Here is a 15463-nt window from a genome sequence, read left to right as displayed (position 1 = left end):
TGGCCGAGCCCCCGCACGCCTACTTCTGCAGTACCGCCAGGTCCTGGTCGGCCTTGGGTACCGACACCATGCCCCGGTCGTCCGGAAGGGTCTGGACGGTGAGGCCGGGGACGCCGTCCTCGGTGGCCGTGAGGGTGCGGGCGCCGTAGACGGGTCCGCCGGAGATCCGTTCCACGGTCAGCGCGTACGTGCCCTTGAGGCCGCTCGGGACGGGCGCGGTGATGTCCTGGGTGGTGCCCGACTTGATCGTGTAGGTCTTCGAGACCGCCGTGCCGCCCTCGCTGCCCGCCGAGGCGGTGACCTTGACCTGGGCGGTGGCCGTGGGGGCCGTCAAGGAGAGGGTGCTGCCCTTGCCGCTGTTGTCGGCTGAGGTCGCGCGTGCGCCCACGGGGCGGGTGGCGGGGATGAAGGCGGTTTCCTGCTTGGCTCCCTTGCCGCTCACGACCCGCAGTGCGGCGACCACCGGCACGGACTGGTCGGTGGGGGTGAGGACGAGGGAACCGGCCTCGCCCCGGGTGATGTCGCCGAGGTCGACCGCCGTTGTGATGCCCGACTTCACGTGCAGCGTCTCGTTCCCGGCGGGGGTGATCAGACCGTCGGAGGAGGCGAGCCGCACCTTCAGGTCCGCGTCGGCGTCGCCGGGGGTGAAGGCGATCAGGCGGACGGACGTGGCGTCCTTGGGAATGCCGGGCAGGACCAGGCGGTCCGCCGGATCGGTGGAGGCGGTCAGCCAGTCGCCGCCCAGTTTGTCGTCCAGGGCCTGCACGGCCGCCCCGACCCGTCCGCTGCGCACGCTGACATGGACGGTGAGGTCGTTCTGCTTCTCGCCGGTGAGCGTGGACAGCAGGATCGGCTCACTGGCGTGCGGCTGGACGGTGATGCCGTCCGCCACCGTCGACTTGAGGGCGCCGTCCTTGCCGAAGAGCTCGATGTCGACGACGGCGGCGCTGTCGTCGGGGTTGGTGAGATGCACGTAGTCGGTGCGGTCGGCGGCGGTGCTGGCCCCCGGGAACCAGAACTCCGTGTCCGGGGCGGAGCAGTTGACGCCCAGCAGCCCGCGCCCGGTGCCCGCGGCGACCTCGGTGGTCTCCTGGACGGTCCAGCCGGGCGCGAACTTCCCGTCGGCCGTGCCGACCAGCGCGGGCGCGTCCGCCCCCGAGGTGTCGCCGGTGACCGGCGTGCCGGGATCCTTGGGCGTCAGGACGGGCTTGACGGCCTTCTTCTTCTCGTTCTTGTCCTTCTCGTTCTTGCCGCCCTTGCCGGACGTCGAACCGCCCGCGTCGTCCGCCGACTGCTCGGTGGCCGCCTGCAGTTCGGCCTTGCCGCCGCTCGAAGCGCCCTTGGTGACCGGGGTGAACGACGTGTACGACGTGTCGGCGACGTCGGAGATGCTCGGCGCCGGGCACAGCAGGCTGGTGCGCTCCACGGGCAGCCGGGCCGCCGCCGTGGCGGTGCCGGCCCCGGACGCGTCCGGTGTGCTGAGCACGGCGAACCCGGTTATGGCGGCGAGCGCTGCCGTGCCTGCGATCAGGGACAGGGTGGTGCGGTTCACTGCTGGCTCCCGTCGGGGCGCTCATTGCCGGTGCCGTGGGGGTGCGTCGGGTCGTACTCCTGGTCGGGGTCGTACGCCGGGTCATAGCCCTGCTGGTACGTCGGGTCGTAGTGCTCCTGACCGCCCGTGCCGCCCGTGCCGCCCGTGCCGCCGTACGCGTACGGGTCGTACTGGCCGTTCTGGTACGGGTCGGCCTGGTACGCCTGCTGGTCGTACGCGCCCGGGTACTGCGCGGCGCCCTGGTAGTGGTCGGCACCGTAAGTGCCGTACTCGGCGCCCGCGTAGGCGGCGGGGTCCCTTCCCCAGGCTCGAACGTCCTCGCCCGGGGGCACCCCCATGTCGTAGGTCTGCTGGTGAGGTACCGCGACCGGCTCCTCGGGCGCCGAAGGCATGGCCTCCGGGTCTCCCGCGCCGGTCGCCTCGGCCTCTGCCTGGGCGCGCAGGCGGCGGGCCCGGCGTCCCTCGCCCGCGGGGGCCTCGGCGGGGACGGGCTCCTCCTCGGGCAGGTCGTCGTCGACGTCGCGGCGGCGGCCGGGCAGCGCGAGGACGACCAGGACGACGGCGAGTGCGCCCTGGGCCCACAGCCAGGTGGTGTGGCCGATCGGGGCGTCGTAGGTGACGTCCAGCTTGCCGCCGGTGGAGGGGAGTTCGAAGCCCTGCGCCCAGCCGTCGACCGTGGTCCGGGTGAGGGGTTTGCCGTCCAGGCTGGCCGTCCAGCCCTCGGCGGTGGAGTCGGCCAGGCGCAGGACGCGGCCGTCGGAACCGGACGGGATCGTGGTGTGGATCTCGACGGGGCCCGCGGCGACGGGCTGCGGGGTGCCGGAGCCGGAGGCGGGCACGATGGCGGCGCGGGAGACCTCCTGGTCGATGCGCCACAGGGCGCTGCCGCCCTGCTGGCTGAGCCGGGTCAGCCCGGGTGTGGCGTCCAGTACGCGGCTGATCTCACGGGGCGCGCCCCTGTGCACCAGGACGTAGCGGACGGCGAACTTGCCGAGCTGGTCGGCCTGGTCGGCGCCGGAGCCGGCGACGAGGTTGGCGACGACCTTGTCGAGCTTGCCGTTCTCGCCGTCGGCGGCGGCGAGTTCGGCGTCGCCCATGCGCGCGCCGGAGCCGCGCACGAGGGAGTAACCCACGTGGGCGGTGGAGTCGCTGTCGAGGACCAGGGTGCGGGCCTGGTCGCGGGTGCTGCTGTCCTCGGCGACGAACGCGGGCACCTGCGCGGGGTCGCGCCGCTCCACGGGGCCGTCGGCGCCGCCGATCACCCAGCCGGCCGCGACGAGCAGCGGCCCGGCGGCCGAGGCGAAGGCGATCAGCGCGGCGACCGGCTGGCGCCAGCCGAAGCTCTGCTCGGCCACACGCGCGCGCGCCCCGTCCGCGCCGAGCACGGCGGCGGCGAGGAGGGCGAGGCCGTAGACGAGTGTGGCGGGTCCGGCCCAGGTGGACCTGTTGGACAGGACCGCGAAGACGAGGCCGACCAGGGCGGCCGCCCAGGCCGTCCGGATTCCCGCTTGGCGCTCGGAGCGCAGCAGCGCGGCCAGTGCGGCCAGGACGACGCCGATGAGCATCAGCCCGTGCACCGTGCCGGGGCCGCCCGGGCTGGCGCCGAGCAGGTCGAGGGCGGAGGCGGCCGAGGAGCCGTACTCCAGTCCCGCCTCCTGGAAGAAGCCGAAGGGCAGCAGGGTCAGCGACCAGGGTGCGAGGACCAGCAGCGGGGTGCCGAGCTGGGCGAGGAAGCGCAGCCCGTAGGCGACGATCTCGCCGCGCCGCACGGCCAGCACGCCGAGGCCGAGGACCAGCGCGATGGGCCACACGATCGGCGTGAACGCGGTGGTGATGGTCAGCAGCAGCGCGTACGCCCAGGTGGCACGCCAACTGCCACGTGACCCCGAGGAGTTGGCCAAGCCGCTCGCGGCGATGCCCGCGCGGGCGATGAGCGGCAGCATGACGGCGAGGACGGCGGTGCCGATGCGGCCGCCGGCGAGGGCGCCGGTGGCGGCGGGCAGGAAAGCGTAGACGACGGCCGCCCACGCGCGCAGCAGCCGGGAGGTGACGAGCGGGCGGGAGGCGAAGTACGCGGTGAACCCGGCGAGCGGCACCGAGAAGAGCATGAGGACGGTGACGGCGAGGCCGGTCGAGCCGAGGAGCGTGGAGGCCAGCATCGCCACGACGGCGAGGTAGGGCGGCGCGGACGGGGTGCCGCCGGCGCCGACGGGGTGCCAGGCGTCCAGGTACCGCGACCACAGTTCACCGGCTCCGGCGGGGGCGGGCAGCAGGGCGCCGCCCGCGAGCGCGCCGCCGCCGAGCAGGTTCCGGCAGGCGGCGAACGAGACGAGCAGCAGCACCAGGAAGAGCACCGGGCCGGGCTTGCGGGCGATGCGTTTGAGGCGGGCGAACTGCTCGATCTCCAGGAAGTCGGCGTCGTCGCCGCCGGGCCCGGACTCCACGGCGCCGCCGTGCCGTCCGGCGGAGGACACCTCGGGATCGGAGCCGCCGAAGAGGTTGCCCGCGACCTGTTCGACGGTGGCCCGCACCGTCGCGCCGGGCGGCGGGAACAGGGGCCGCAGTTCGCCCTTGTCCACCTGCGGGCGGCCGCGCCTGCGCCGTCCGGCGATGATCCGCTCGGGCCGCAACAGGGTGCCCAGCAGGCCGCGGATCTCGTCGACGGCCTGTCCGGGGACCTTGCCGACGAGGTAGGCGACGGTTCTCAGGAGCGTGCCGAGCACGAGTCGCAGCAGCACCCAGGGCAGCGCCGCGGTGCGTGTGTTGACGAGCAGGGTGTAGACGGCGCCGGCCTTGTCGACCTTGTGCGGTGAGGCCGCGGTGCGGCCCAGGCAGTCGACGGTGCGGCGCTCGCGGGAGGCGGCCTCCGCGTGCCGCACGACGGCTTCCGGGGCGATGAGGACACGGTGGCCGGCCGCGTGCGCCCGCCAGCACAGGTCCACGTCGTCGCGCATCAGCGGCAGCCGCTTGTCGAAGCCGCCGAGCTGCTCGAACACGTCGCGCCGGATCAGCATGCCGGCGGTGGACACCGACAGCACGGTCCGGACGTGGTCGTGCTGTCCCTGGTCCTGTTCCCGGCGGTCCAGGCCGGTCCAGCGGCGGCCGGAGTTGGCGATGCTGACGCCGACCTCGAGCAGTTGGCGGCGGTCGTACCAGCCGCGCAGCTTGGGGCCGACGACGGCCACGTCGTCGCGGCCCAGCTCCAGTTCGTTGTCCACCACGCGCAGCAGTTGGGCGAGGGCGTCGGGTTCGGGGGCGCAGTCGTCGTGCAGCAGCCAGAGCCACTGGACGGGTTCGCCGTGCGGAAGTTCCGGCAGGTCGTAGGCATCGTCACGCCAGCTGCGGGTGACCGGGTCCCAGCCGCTGGGACGCTTGAGGTACGGCAGATCGTCCGGGGTGAGGACGGGCGCGGAGCGGGTCGCCTCCTCGACGGCCTGACCGAAACCGGTGCGCCGGGCGAGGTGCAGCACGCGGTCGGCGCCGAGGGCCTCGGTGACCAGCTGTGCGGATGCGTCCGCGCTGCCGGTGTCGGCGGCCACGGCGCTCTGCACGGGCCGCTCCTGGCCGAGCAGCCCGGCGAGCGCGTCGGGCAGCCAGCGGGCGCCGTCGTGGGAGACGAGCACCGCGGTGACGACATGACGCGGGAACTCAGGCGCAGCGGCGTCTTGATGGACTGCCTGGTGGCTGTGCACGGACATCGAGGTACGGGCCCCGGTTCGGTGGACTGCGGTGGACGCCCGCGCCCTGTGGGGGCGGCGAGGCGTCTCGGACGAGCGACCACACTATCGGCTGGGCACGAGGGCGGCCCGCCGCCTGTGGACAACCCACTCGCGACGGGCCGTTCGCACCGTTTGCCGCCTTATGCACCCATGTCAGCCGCGCTTGTGCCGACCACACCCCTGCCGTCGAACCCGGGCCGGACGAGCCGAGGTCAGACCGCGGCCTTCTTCAGCCGGCGCCGCTCGCGCTCGGACAGGCCACCCCAGATACCGAATCTCTCGTCGTTGGCGAGGGCGTACTCGAGGCACTCGGAGCGCACCTCGCAGGCGAGGCAGACCTTCTTGGCCTCTCTGGTGGAGCCGCCCTTCTCGGGAAAGAAGGACTCGGGGTCGGTCTGGGCGCACAGCGCGCGCTCCTGCCAGCCGAGTTCCTCGTCCGCGTCGTCGACCAGCAGTTGCTGCACCAGCTCGGTCATGTGCGCCCCTCGTCTGTCTTTCACGTCCCCGTGGTCGTGGCCGTTAGCGGTTCCGGCTGAACGACACGAGTGAAATTACAAGTGTGCCGCTCCGGGGGAGTCAAGCCGAGATCTGCTATTGGGCCCGTTATTCACTCTGCGGAACCAAGGTCAAGCGGAAAGTGTTCAAATCGCCATAAACCTTGACGCGCAGAAGGGGCCCGGGGAGGGCTTCCGACCCGCACACAGACCTGTACGAAGAAGGAGGCCCAAGAGTTCGATCGCGTTCCGACGAGGCTCGTGCGCCCGGATGGACGCCATGTGTCCCGCCAACCCGATGAGCAAACCTTTCATCTAAGGAATGAACCGGATGCGGTGAAACATGTCCCACATACCGGGCGTCGAGTTGACAGGCAAGGTGTGAACCGATGTCCTTATGGGCATGCTCGCGCACTTGGCACTCGTCACGACCCGGCCCGCCGGGTCCCACGGGGCTGCCCGCGCGCGCTGTTGTCGCTGTCACAGCTGTTGAGCCTCTTCCCCCGCTCCGGCTGTCGCCGAGTCCGTCCCACGACTCGGCCGCGTTGCCCCCTCCTGGCCCCACTCTTCCGTTGAGGACCACCGCAACCCCATGAACAGCGACAACGACCTCCAGATCGCCGGCGACATCCTCGAAGTGCCGCACCTGCTCCAGGCACCGCGCGAGCACCCGGCCACCGTCGCCGAGTTCGTCGGCCTGGCCCGCGACATCGCCGCCGACCGCTCCCAGTGGGCGCACCTCGTCGAGTACGACGCGACGAGCCGCTGGTACCACCGGCTGCGCACCGGCCCGGGATACGAGGTGTGGCTGCTGTCCTGGGTCCCGGGCCAGGGCACCGGCCTGCACGACCACGGCCGCTCCTCCGGTGTGCTGACCGTCCTGGAGGGCACGCTGACCGAGCGGACCGAGCGGGGTACGCGCGTGCTGGCCGAGGGCAGCCAGCGGGTCTTCGCGCCGGGGTACGCGCACGAGGTCGTCAACGACGCGCTGGAGCCGGCGGTCAGCCTGCACGTGTACTACCCGGGCCTGACGGAGATGCCGATGCACGCTGCCCCGCACTGCGAGGCACGGACCGAGCCGCGTCCGGTGACTGCCTGACATGATGTCGCACCCGCCTGCGAGACTTCTCCCATGCGCATTGTGGTTCTGGCAGGCGGCATCGGTGGTGCCCGGTTCCTGCGCGGTCTGAAGCGGGCCGTGCCGAACGCGGACGTCACGGTCATCGGCAACACCGGGGACGACATCCACCTCTTCGGGCTGAAGGTCTGCCCGGACCTCGACACGGTGATGTACACGCTCGGCGGCGGCATCAACGAGGAACAGGGCTGGGGGCGGACGGACGAGACGTTCCACCTCAAGGAGGAGCTCGCGGCGTACGGGGTCGGGCCCGAGTGGTTCGGTCTCGGCGACCGGGACTTCGCCACGCACATAGTGCGGACGCAGATGCTGGGCGCCGGGTATCCGCTGAGCGCGGTCACCGAGGCGCTGTGCGACCGCTGGAAGCCGGGGGTGCGGCTGATCCCGATGACCGACGACCGTGTGGAGACGCACGTGGCGGTCGAGGTGGACGGCGAACGCAAGGCGGTCCATTTCCAGGAGTACTGGGTGCGGTTGCGGGCCTCGGTCCCGGCGCAGGCGGTCGTGCCGGTGGGCGCCGAGCAGTCCAAGCCGGCACCCGGGGTGCTGGAGGCCATCGCGGCCGCGGACGTCGTCCTCTTCCCGCCGTCCAACCCGGTCGTCTCCATCGGCACGATCCTCGCCGTGCCCGGCATCCGGGAGGCGATCGCCGACGCCGGGGTGCCGGTGGTGGGCCTCTCCCCCATCGTCGGGGACGCGCCCGTGCGCGGGATGGCCGACAAGGTGCTCGCGGCGGTCGGCGTAGAGTCCACGGCCGCGGCGGTGGCCGAGCACTACGGCTCGGGGCTGCTGGACGGCTGGCTGGTGGACACGGTGGACGCGGGCACGGTCGAGCGGGTCGAGGCCGCCGGCATCCGCTGCCGGGCCGTGCCGCTGATGATGACCGACGTCGACGCGGCGGCGCGGATGGCCGGCGAGGCGCTGACGCTGGCGGAGGAGGTGCGGCAGGCATGAGCGACGCGTCTGCGGATGGTTACCGCGTCTGGGCCGTCCCGGGCCTGCCCGAGGTCCAGCCCGGGGACGATCTCGCGAAGCTGATCGCCGGTGCCGGGCCCGGGCTGGCCGACGGGGACGTGCTCCTCGTCACGTCGAAGATCGTGTCGAAGGCCGAGGGCCGGGTCGTAGAGGCCGCCGACCGGGAGGCCGCGATCGACGCCGAGACCGTACGCGTGGTGGCGCGGCGCGGCCCGCTGCGGATCGTCGAGAACCGGCAGGGCCTGGTCATGGCGGCCGCCGGGGTCGACGCCTCCAACACGCCGTCCGGCACGGTGCTGCTGCTGCCCGAGGACCCGGACGCGTCCGCGCGGGCCCTCAGGGACGGGCTGCGGGACGCGCTCGGCGTGAACGTCGGGGTGATCATCACCGACACCTTCGGACGGCCGTGGCGCGCGGGCCTCACGGACGTCGCGATCGGCGCCGCGGGCGTGCGCGTGCTGGACGACCTGCGCGGGGGCACGGACGCATACGGCAATCCGCTCTCCGCCACCGTCGTCGCCACGGCGGACGAGCTGGCCGCCGCCGGCGATCTGGTCAAGGGCAAGGCCGCCGGGCTGCCCGTCGCCGTGGTGCGCGGGCTGCCGCACACCGTGGCCGACGACCACGGCGAAGGGGCGCGTGCCATGGTGCGCGTCGCGCGCGACGATATGTTCCGGCTGGGCACCTCCGAGGCGGTCCGGGAGGCGGTGACCCAGCGGCGTACGGTACGGGCCTTCACGGACGAGCCGGTCGATCCGGGCTCCGTACGCAGGGCGGTCGCGGCGGCCGTGACGGCACCGGCACCGCACCACACGACGCCGTGGCGGTTCGTGCTGCTGGAGTCGCAGGCCTCGCGCACCCGGCTGCTCGACGCCATGCGGGATGCCTGGATCACCGACCTGCGACGGGACGGCAAGACGGAGGAGTCCATCGCCAAGCGGGTGCGACGCGGCGACGTGCTGCGGGGCGCCCCCTACCTCGTCGTGCCCTGCCTCGTCATGGACGGCTCGCACACCTACGGGGACCCGCGACGGGACGGCGCCGAACGCGAGATGTTCGTCGTCGCCACCGGGGCCGGCGTGCAGAACTTCCTGGTCGCCCTGGCCGGGGAGCGGCTGGGTTCGGCCTGGGTGTCCTCGACGATGTTCTGCCGGGACGTGGTGCGCGAGGTGCTGGACCTGCCGGAGAACTGGGACCCGATGGGGGCGGTGGCGATCGGTCATCCGGCCGAGGAGCCGAGGCCGCGGCCGGAGCGGGAGGCGGGGGCGTTCATCGAGGTGCGCTGAGCGGCCGGCAGGACCACTTAGTCTCGTAGCACCACTCCGGCGGCCCCAGGGATCTCGATCGTGGCAGGACGTTTCGCTCCGCGGCCCACGCGTACGACCGTACGCGGCGGTCATGTCCCCGTGCCCCCCGCGCCCGCGGGCATCCCCCGGCAGGCCGCCGGACCGGGGCGGGGGCGGACGTGGGTGCCCGACGGTCCGCTCGATCTCGGGCTGGTGCTCGGGCCGCTGAGGCGCGGCCCCGGGGACCCGACCTTCCACGCGGCGCCGGACGGGGCGGTGTGGCGGGCCAGCCGGACGCCCGCCGGGCCGGGGACGCTGCGTGTGTCGGCGCACGGCGGCGAGGTGCGCGGCCAGGCGTGGGGGCCGGGGGCCGAGTGGCTGCTGGAGCGGTTGCCGCAGCTGCTCGGTGCCGACGACGATCCCGCCGCGTTCGCGCCCCGGCACCGGGTGGTGGCGATGGCCCGGCACCGGCGGCCGGGGCTCCGGCTGACGCGGACCGGGCTGGTGCTGGAGTCGTTGATCCCGTCGGTCCTGGAGCAGAAGGTCACGACCGTCGAGGCGTACCGGGCGTGGCGGTTGCTGGTGCGGAAGTTCGGGGAGCCGGCGCCGGGGCCCGCGCCCGGGCGGATGTACGTGATGCCGGAACCGCGGACGTGGGCGCTGATCCCGTCCTGGGAGTGGCACCGGGCCGGGGTCGACAACAAGCGGGCGTCGACGATCCTGCGGGCCGTACGGGTCGCCGCGCGGCTGGAGGAGGCGGTCGGGATGGAGCCGGCGCTCGCTCAGGCGCGGTTGGAGGTCGTGCCGGGGGTCGGACCGTGGACGTCCGCCGAGACCGTGCAGCGCAGTCATGGGGCGGCGGACGCGGTGACGGTCGGGGATCTGCATCTGCCGGGGATCATCGGGTGGGCGCTGGCCGGGAACCGAGACGCGGACGACGCCGTGATGCTGGAGTTGCTGGAGCCGTACGCGGGGCAGCGGCACCGGGCGGCCCGGCTGATCCTGCTGAGCGGACGGGTGCCACCGCGGCGGGCTCCGCGCATGCCTGTCGGCGACATCGGCCGGCTGTGAGCCTCAGCCCTGCCGCACGGCCGCGGTGCCGGTCCGGCCGTGCAGCCTCAGCGCCTGCGCCAGGCAGGCCACCGCGGCCGTGGTGAGCACGGTGCGCACGATGTTGGCCGTCGACCAGACCCCCTCGAACCTGTCGACGAGCGAGTGGTCCGCGGCCTTGGCCGGGTCGCCGAGACCGGCGAGTTCGTTGTTCAGGGGAAGGTTCACCGAAACCGTGATCACCAGTACGGCCAGGTAGAGCACACCGGCGGCGGCGGCCCACGCGGCCGCGCCCCTGCGTTCCTGCCGGTAGGCGGCGACCGCAGCCCACACCGTGGCCACCAGCGCGCCGACGAAGACGATCGCGAACGGGCCGCTGTTGTCGATCTCGTCGTTGAAGTCGCGCATCGCGGTGAGATAGGCCGCGTCGTCCAGACGGGACAGGCCCGGCATGACCGACAGATCGTACGCGAAGAACAGGCCGGACAGGAGTCCCATCGCGGTGCAGGCCAGGACGAGCGGCACGCCGGTCGCGCCGCCGGAACGAGGCAGGGGGGTGACGGACATGGGCAGGCCTCTTTCTCAGTGGGATCGTCGGCCCAGGACGACCGTCCTGGACGGTGGCGGAGGGGAAGGCAGCTCTGGCATCCCGCCCGTCGACCGGTGTTCCTGGGGGCTCACGCCGCGCACGCGTTTGAAGGCGGAGCTGAGCGCGAACGCGCTGCCGTAGCCGACCTGGTGGGCCACTTTGGTCAGGGTCGTGTCGGGGTCGCGGAGCAGGTCCGCGGCGAGGGTGAGACGCCACTGGGCCAGATAGGCCATCGGCGGCTCCCCCACGGCCGTGGTGAAGCGGCGGGCCAGGGCGGCCCGGGAGACACCGACCTTGCGGGCCAGGGTCTCCACGGTCCAGGGCCGCGCCGGGTTGTCGTGGAGGAGACGCAGAGCGGGGCCGACGACCGGATCGGACTGCGCGCGGTACCAGGCGGGGACTCCGTTCTCCCGTGCGCCGAGCCAGTCCCGCAGCACGCTGACGAGGAGCAGGTCCAGCAGCCGGTCGAGGACGATTTCCTGCCCCGGCTCGTCGCGGGAGATCTCCTGGGCGAGCAGGGGGATCAGCGGGTCGTCGGCGCCTGCGGCGGTGCGCACGAGAAGGGCGGGGAGGGCGTCCAGCAGGCGGCGGCCGACCGCGCCCGGGGCCTGGTAGGTGCCGCTGAGCATCACGGACGTGTCCGGTCCGCCGGTGTCCCCCCAGGTGCGGACACCGAGCGCCATCGAGTCGGTGAGGTCGGTGCCGTCGACCGTGCTGCACCGCTGGTCGGGCCCCACGACGACGCGCACGGGGGTGGCCGGGTCGTGGGCGACGGTGTACGGGTCGGGGCCGCGCAGCACGGCCAGGTCGCCCGGTTTCAGCAGCACTGGTGTTCCGCCGTCGGGCAGCACCCAGGCGTCGCCGCGGACCATGGTGACGAGGGACACCGGGGCGCGGTCCTCGATGCGCAGCGACCACGGGGGCCGGAAGACCGACTTGAGCAGGAACGAGCCGCGTGCCTTCAGGCCTTCGAGAAGGCCGGCCAGAGCGTCCATGTGATGACCTGTCGCAGACGAGGACGAGGGTGGGGGTCAGGACGAGTGTGGGGCAGGACGTGTGTGGGTCAGGCGGTCCAGACGCCGGTGGCTGCGGCTTTCCCGGCGAACTCGGCGAAGTCCACGGGCTCCCGTCCGAGAGCCTCCCGTACGCCGTGCGTGGCGTCGGCGTTGCGCCCGTCGAGGATGAGCTCGAAGAGATCGGCGAACTCGACCGGCAGACCGTGCTCCCGCAATGTCAGCCGGTAGTCGTCGAGGGAGACCGGGGTGTGCCTGATCTCGCGGCCGGTGGCCCTGGACAGCTCGGCGGCCACGTCGTGGAAGCTCAGCGGCCGGGGGCCGGACAGTTCGTGGGTCCGGCCGATGTGCCGGTCGTCGGTGAGGGCGGCGGTCACGACGTCCGCGATGTCGTCGGCGTCGACGAACGGTTCCACGGCGTCCGCGGTCGGCAGCGCCAGCTCCCCGGCCAGGACCGGCTCCAGGAAGAAGCTCTCGCTGAAGTTCTGGTTGAACCAGTTGGCCCGTACGACGGTCCAGTCCGCGCCCGAGTCCTTGAGCCGGTTCTCGCTGTTCACCGCGCCCTCCTCGCCGCGTCCGGAGAGCAGTACGAGTCGGCGCGCGCCTTTGCCTACGGCCAGTTCGGAGAGTGCACCGACCGCTTCGGCGGCTCCGGGGAAGGCGAGGTCCGGGTGGTAGGTGACGTAGACGGCGGTGGCTCCGTCGAGCGCCGGCTCCCAACTGCCGGGCTCCTGCCAGTCGAACGGCGGCTCGCCCGAGCGGGAGCCGATGCGCACCGGCAGGCCCCGGGCGGTCAGCCGCTGGGCGACACGCCGCCCGGTCTTGCCGGTGCCGCCGATGATCAGGGTCGTCTCGGTGCCGTGTGTGCGGGTCATACGAGCAGTCAACTGTGGCCTGGTGGGCGACGGCCATAGCCGCAACGCTCAGTCGCATAAGCAGGCGTCTCCGCCCCTGCGCGGCCGGCTGTTGCCCTGGGCACCGGCTACTGGTCCGACGAGAACCGCACCGCCCCCGCCGGGATCCGCGCGTCGCACCACACCCGGACCCCTTCGCGGAGTTCGTTGTCGGGGCCGACGATCGCGCCGTCGCCGATCACCGTGCCGGTGAGGACGGAGCGTTCGCCGACGCGGGCGCGGGCCCCGATGAGGGAGTCGGTGATGACGGCGCCGGGTTCGATGACGGCGCCGGACAGGATGGTGCTGCCGGAGACCCGGGCGCCCTCGGCGACGAACGCGCCCTCCCCCACCACGGTGCCGCCGGTCAGCTTGGCGTCGGACGCCACCATGGCGGTCGGCAGGATCAGACGGTCGCCGCAGCGGCCGGGGACGGCCGGGGACGGCGCCCGCCCGAGGACCAGGTCGGCCGAGCCGCGGACGAAGGCGGCGGGCGTACCGAGGTCGAGCCAGTACGTGGAGTCCACCATGCCCTGCAGATGGGCGCCCGCCGCCAGCAGGTCCGGAAACGTCTCCCGTTCCACCGACACCGGCCGGCCCGCCGGGATCGTGTCGATGACCGAGCGGCGGAAGACGTACGCCCCGGCGTTGATCTGGTCGGTGACGATCTCCTCGGCGGTCTGCGGCTTCTCCAGGAAGGCGAGCACACGGCCGTTGTCGTCGGTGGGGACCAGGCCGTAGGCGCGGGGGTCGGTCACCTTGGTGAGGTGCAGGGACACGTCCGCGGACGTCTCCTCGTGCGTACGCACCAGCGCCCTGATGTCCAGGCCGGTCAGGATGTCGCCGTTGAAGATCAGCACCGGCTCGTCGGGGCCGGAGCGCAGGCGCGCGGCGACGTTGCGGATGGCTCCGCCGGTGCCGAGGGGCTCCTCCTCGGTGACGTACTCGATGTGGAGGCCCAGCTCGGCACCGTCCCCGAAGTACGGCTCGAAGACCTCGGCCAGGTAGCTCGTCGCGAGCACGATGTGCTCCACGCCCGCCGCCCTGGCCCGGGCCAGCTGGTGGGTGAGGAACGGGACCCCGGCCGCCGGGACCATGGGCTTGGGCGTGTGCACCGTGAGCGGGCGCAGCCGGGTGCCTTTGCCGCCGACCAGGAGGATCGCTTCTGTCACCTGTCGTCTCTGCTTCCTGCCGGGACCGGCCGAACTGTGTTTCGGCCGGCCAGTGTATGCAGACCGCGGTAAGCAGACCGTGTGACGGCGCTCGACGGCCGCGCGGTGTCCCGCGGCATCGGAAGCGGATTCCCCGGCTGGGCCCCGGCGACGAGTGTCCTCTCCGTCCGTCAGCGCCCCTGGTAGCGCGCCGCGGTGGAACGTGCCGTGCCGAGCTTGGCGTAGAGCCGTTTGCCTGGGCAGTCGGTGGCGTATCCGTCCCGATGTCCGGAGATCACATTGAGTCGTACGTTCTTCCCCTTCGGGTAGAGATTGCCACCGCCCGACTTCAGATATGTCTTTCCGCGGGGATTGCCCCCGTAGAGTCCGAGCTTCCAGGCGGTGAGCCCGGCGATGGCCTTGACCGCGGCGGAGGACGGCTTGCCCGAGCCGTAGGTGCCGATCACGGCGATGCCCATGCTGCTCTCGTTGAAGCCGAGGGTGTGCGCGCCGCGGACCGCCTTGGACACTCCCCCGGCGCGGCCCTCGTAGATGGTTCCGCACTTGTCGATGAGGAAGTTGTAGCCGATGTCGCGCCAGCGCAGGCTGCGGACGTGGTACCGGTAGATGCTGCGGATCACGGAAGACGCCTGGGAGCAGCTGTAGTTGTTGCCGGAGGCGGTGTGGTGGACGAAGGCCGCCTTGATCTTCTGGGTGTAGACGAACCCCTTCTCGCGCAGCGATTCGTCCGCGCCCCAGCCGCGCCGCGTCACGATGCGCGGGCGCGGCCCGATGTACGGCTTGCTGCGCTGAGCCTCGGTCAGCTGGTCGCCCCGCAGGGCCAGTAGCTGCATCTCGGTGTCCGCCCTGCCGAGGGCGGGGATCTCGGTGGCCGCGAAGGGCGCGAGGTCGGTGTTGACCGCGGACGCGGCGGCCTCGGCCTCCGACAGGCCGGCGTTGCTCGGAGGGTCGGCCGCGGGCCCGCCGGGCGGCGGCTCGTCACCGGGGGCGACGAGTTCCAGGCGCAGACCGGAAGGGAGCCGGGGGCGGACGCCGCCGGCCCGGCCCGCGTCCGCCCGGACGCGTACGTCGACCCCGCCCGAGTCGCCCACCCACAGCGGTGCGGTGCCGCCGCGCACCTGTCCCGAGGCGCGCTCCGCCGTGCCGGGGTCGGCGCCGTGGTCGGCGTCGTGCGCCTCGACGTCCTGCCAGCCGGACCACCTGCCGGTGCCGGCGGCGCGGGTGCGGACCTGGACGCGGCCGTGGAGTTCGGTGCCGGGGTCGTTCCAGACGACGCCGAGGAGCGAGAAACGCCGTACCCGCTCGCGGTGCAGGCCCTGTTCGGGGGCCGCCCCGCCGTCGCGGTCGCGGGTCAGGGGCACCAGAGGCAGGGACTGGGTGCCGCCGGGGGCGGCCCGCTCGGGGGTGCGGGTGGCGGTGGCCGCGGCCCGCTGCGCGGTCGGTGCCGGTCTCGCCTCGGCGGCGGCTGCGGGCGTGGCCAGCGGCAGGGTGAGGGCGGCCGCGCACGTGACACCGACCGAGGAGACGCCGATCGAGGAAGTGAGGAATCCGTGCATGCCCATGATCTTGGGCATAGTCATAT

12 protein-coding genes are annotated in these 15463 nt (G+C 73.0%); 4 read left to right on the top strand and 8 right to left on the bottom strand.

Annotated features, from left to right (window positions below; translation table 11 throughout):
- Positions 1–19: 19 nt before the first annotated feature.
- The 3 genes from ACFYZQ_RS24330 to ACFYZQ_RS24320 form a co-directional block, all read right to left on the bottom strand.
- Positions 20–1552, bottom strand: a complete 1533-nt coding sequence (locus tag ACFYZQ_RS24330) for a DUF5719 family protein (RefSeq protein WP_389151320.1) — start codon at positions 1550–1552, stop codon at positions 20–22.
- Entirely contained in the window at positions 1549–5250 is a 3702-nt protein-coding gene (locus tag ACFYZQ_RS24325; RefSeq protein WP_389151317.1) for a glycosyltransferase, read from the bottom strand. Before ACFYZQ_RS24325 ends, ACFYZQ_RS24330 begins: the two co-directional genes overlap by 4 nt.
- Positions 5251–5483: 233 nt before the next feature.
- Positions 5484–5747 carry a WhiB family transcriptional regulator gene (locus tag ACFYZQ_RS24320; protein ID WP_003975777.1) on the bottom strand — a complete coding sequence of 88 codons (264 nt, stop codon included), beginning with the start codon at positions 5745–5747 and terminating at the stop codon, positions 5484–5486.
- A gap of 610 nt (positions 5748–6357) precedes the next feature.
- Between ACFYZQ_RS24320 and ACFYZQ_RS24315 the strand changes: the two genes are divergently transcribed.
- From ACFYZQ_RS24315 to ACFYZQ_RS24300, 4 genes are read left to right on the top strand one after another with little or no spacing between them, the layout of a single operon-like run.
- Complete coding sequence (locus tag ACFYZQ_RS24315; RefSeq protein ID WP_389151314.1) at positions 6358–6864, top strand: cysteine dioxygenase; 507 nt, start codon at positions 6358–6360, stop codon at positions 6862–6864.
- 33 nt (positions 6865–6897) lie between these two features.
- Positions 6898–7857 (top strand): 2-phospho-L-lactate transferase, encoded by a 960-nt coding sequence (gene cofD / locus ACFYZQ_RS24310; RefSeq protein ID WP_389151311.1) that lies wholly within the window; start codon positions 6898–6900, stop codon positions 7855–7857.
- Entirely contained in the window at positions 7854–9164 is a 1311-nt protein-coding gene (locus ACFYZQ_RS24305; protein ID WP_389151308.1) for a coenzyme F420-0:L-glutamate ligase, read from the top strand. The genes cofD and ACFYZQ_RS24305 overlap by 4 nt, the downstream gene beginning before the upstream one ends.
- Positions 9165–9224: 60 nt before the next feature.
- Complete coding sequence (locus ACFYZQ_RS24300) at positions 9225–10235, top strand: DNA-3-methyladenine glycosylase family protein (RefSeq protein ID WP_389151306.1); 1011 nt, start codon at positions 9225–9227, stop codon at positions 10233–10235.
- A 3-nt stretch (positions 10236–10238) separates the two neighbouring features.
- Here ACFYZQ_RS24300 and ACFYZQ_RS24295 read toward each other — a convergent pair whose 3' ends face one another.
- The 5 genes from ACFYZQ_RS24295 to ACFYZQ_RS24275 form a co-directional block, all read right to left on the bottom strand.
- Positions 10239–10781, bottom strand: a complete 543-nt coding sequence (locus tag ACFYZQ_RS24295) for a DUF1772 domain-containing protein (RefSeq protein ID WP_389151303.1) — start codon at positions 10779–10781, stop codon at positions 10239–10241.
- 15 nt (positions 10782–10796) lie between these two features.
- Positions 10797–11798 carry an AraC family transcriptional regulator gene (locus ACFYZQ_RS24290; protein WP_389151300.1) on the bottom strand — a complete coding sequence of 334 codons (1002 nt, stop codon included), beginning with the start codon at positions 11796–11798 and terminating at the stop codon, positions 10797–10799.
- 68 nt (positions 11799–11866) lie between these two features.
- A complete protein-coding gene (locus tag ACFYZQ_RS24285; RefSeq protein WP_389151298.1) occupies positions 11867–12691 on the bottom strand; it encodes an NmrA family NAD(P)-binding protein in 825 nt (274 codons plus the stop codon).
- A 107-nt stretch (positions 12692–12798) separates the two neighbouring features.
- Positions 12799–13881 carry a sugar phosphate nucleotidyltransferase gene (locus ACFYZQ_RS24280; RefSeq protein ID WP_389151295.1) on the bottom strand — a complete coding sequence of 361 codons (1083 nt, stop codon included), beginning with the start codon at positions 13879–13881 and terminating at the stop codon, positions 12799–12801.
- 170 nt (positions 13882–14051) lie between these two features.
- The gene (locus tag ACFYZQ_RS24275; protein WP_389151389.1) at positions 14052–15455 is read right to left on the bottom strand and encodes a peptidoglycan recognition protein; all 1404 of its coding nucleotides are present in this window, start codon (positions 15453–15455) and stop codon (positions 14052–14054) included.
- Between the last annotated feature and the right edge of the window lie 8 nt (positions 15456–15463).

The sequence above is a fragment of the Streptomyces sp. NPDC001843 genome, assembly GCF_042891955.1.
GTDB lineage: Bacteria > Actinomycetota > Actinomycetes > Streptomycetales > Streptomycetaceae > Streptomyces.
The sequence above is the reverse complement of the archived record's forward strand: the minus strand, read 5'-3'. Positions and strand labels throughout refer to the sequence as shown.

Coding starts and splice junctions, on each gene's coding strand:
- ACFYZQ_RS24320 (WP_003975777.1), bottom strand. CDS start 5,747: ATGACCGAGCTGGTGCAGCAACTGCTGGTCGACGACGCGGACGAGGAA.
- ACFYZQ_RS24285 (WP_389151298.1), bottom strand. CDS start 12,691: ATGACCCGCACACACGGCACCGAGACGACCCTGATCATCGGCGGCACC.
- cofD (WP_389151311.1), top strand. CDS start 6,898: ATGCGCATTGTGGTTCTGGCAGGCGGCATCGGTGGTGCCCGGTTCCTG.
- ACFYZQ_RS24275 (WP_389151389.1), bottom strand. CDS start 15,455: ATGCCCAAGATCATGGGCATGCACGGATTCCTCACTTCCTCGATCGGC.
- ACFYZQ_RS24305 (WP_389151308.1), top strand. CDS start 7,854: ATGAGCGACGCGTCTGCGGATGGTTACCGCGTCTGGGCCGTCCCGGGC.
- ACFYZQ_RS24315 (WP_389151314.1), top strand. CDS start 6,358: ATGAACAGCGACAACGACCTCCAGATCGCCGGCGACATCCTCGAAGTG.
- ACFYZQ_RS24290 (WP_389151300.1), bottom strand. CDS start 11,798: ATGGACGCTCTGGCCGGCCTTCTCGAAGGCCTGAAGGCACGCGGCTCG.
- ACFYZQ_RS24295 (WP_389151303.1), bottom strand. CDS start 10,781: ATGTCCGTCACCCCCCTGCCTCGTTCCGGCGGCGCGACCGGCGTGCCG.
- ACFYZQ_RS24325 (WP_389151317.1), bottom strand. CDS start 5,250: ATGTCCGTGCACAGCCACCAGGCAGTCCATCAAGACGCCGCTGCGCCT.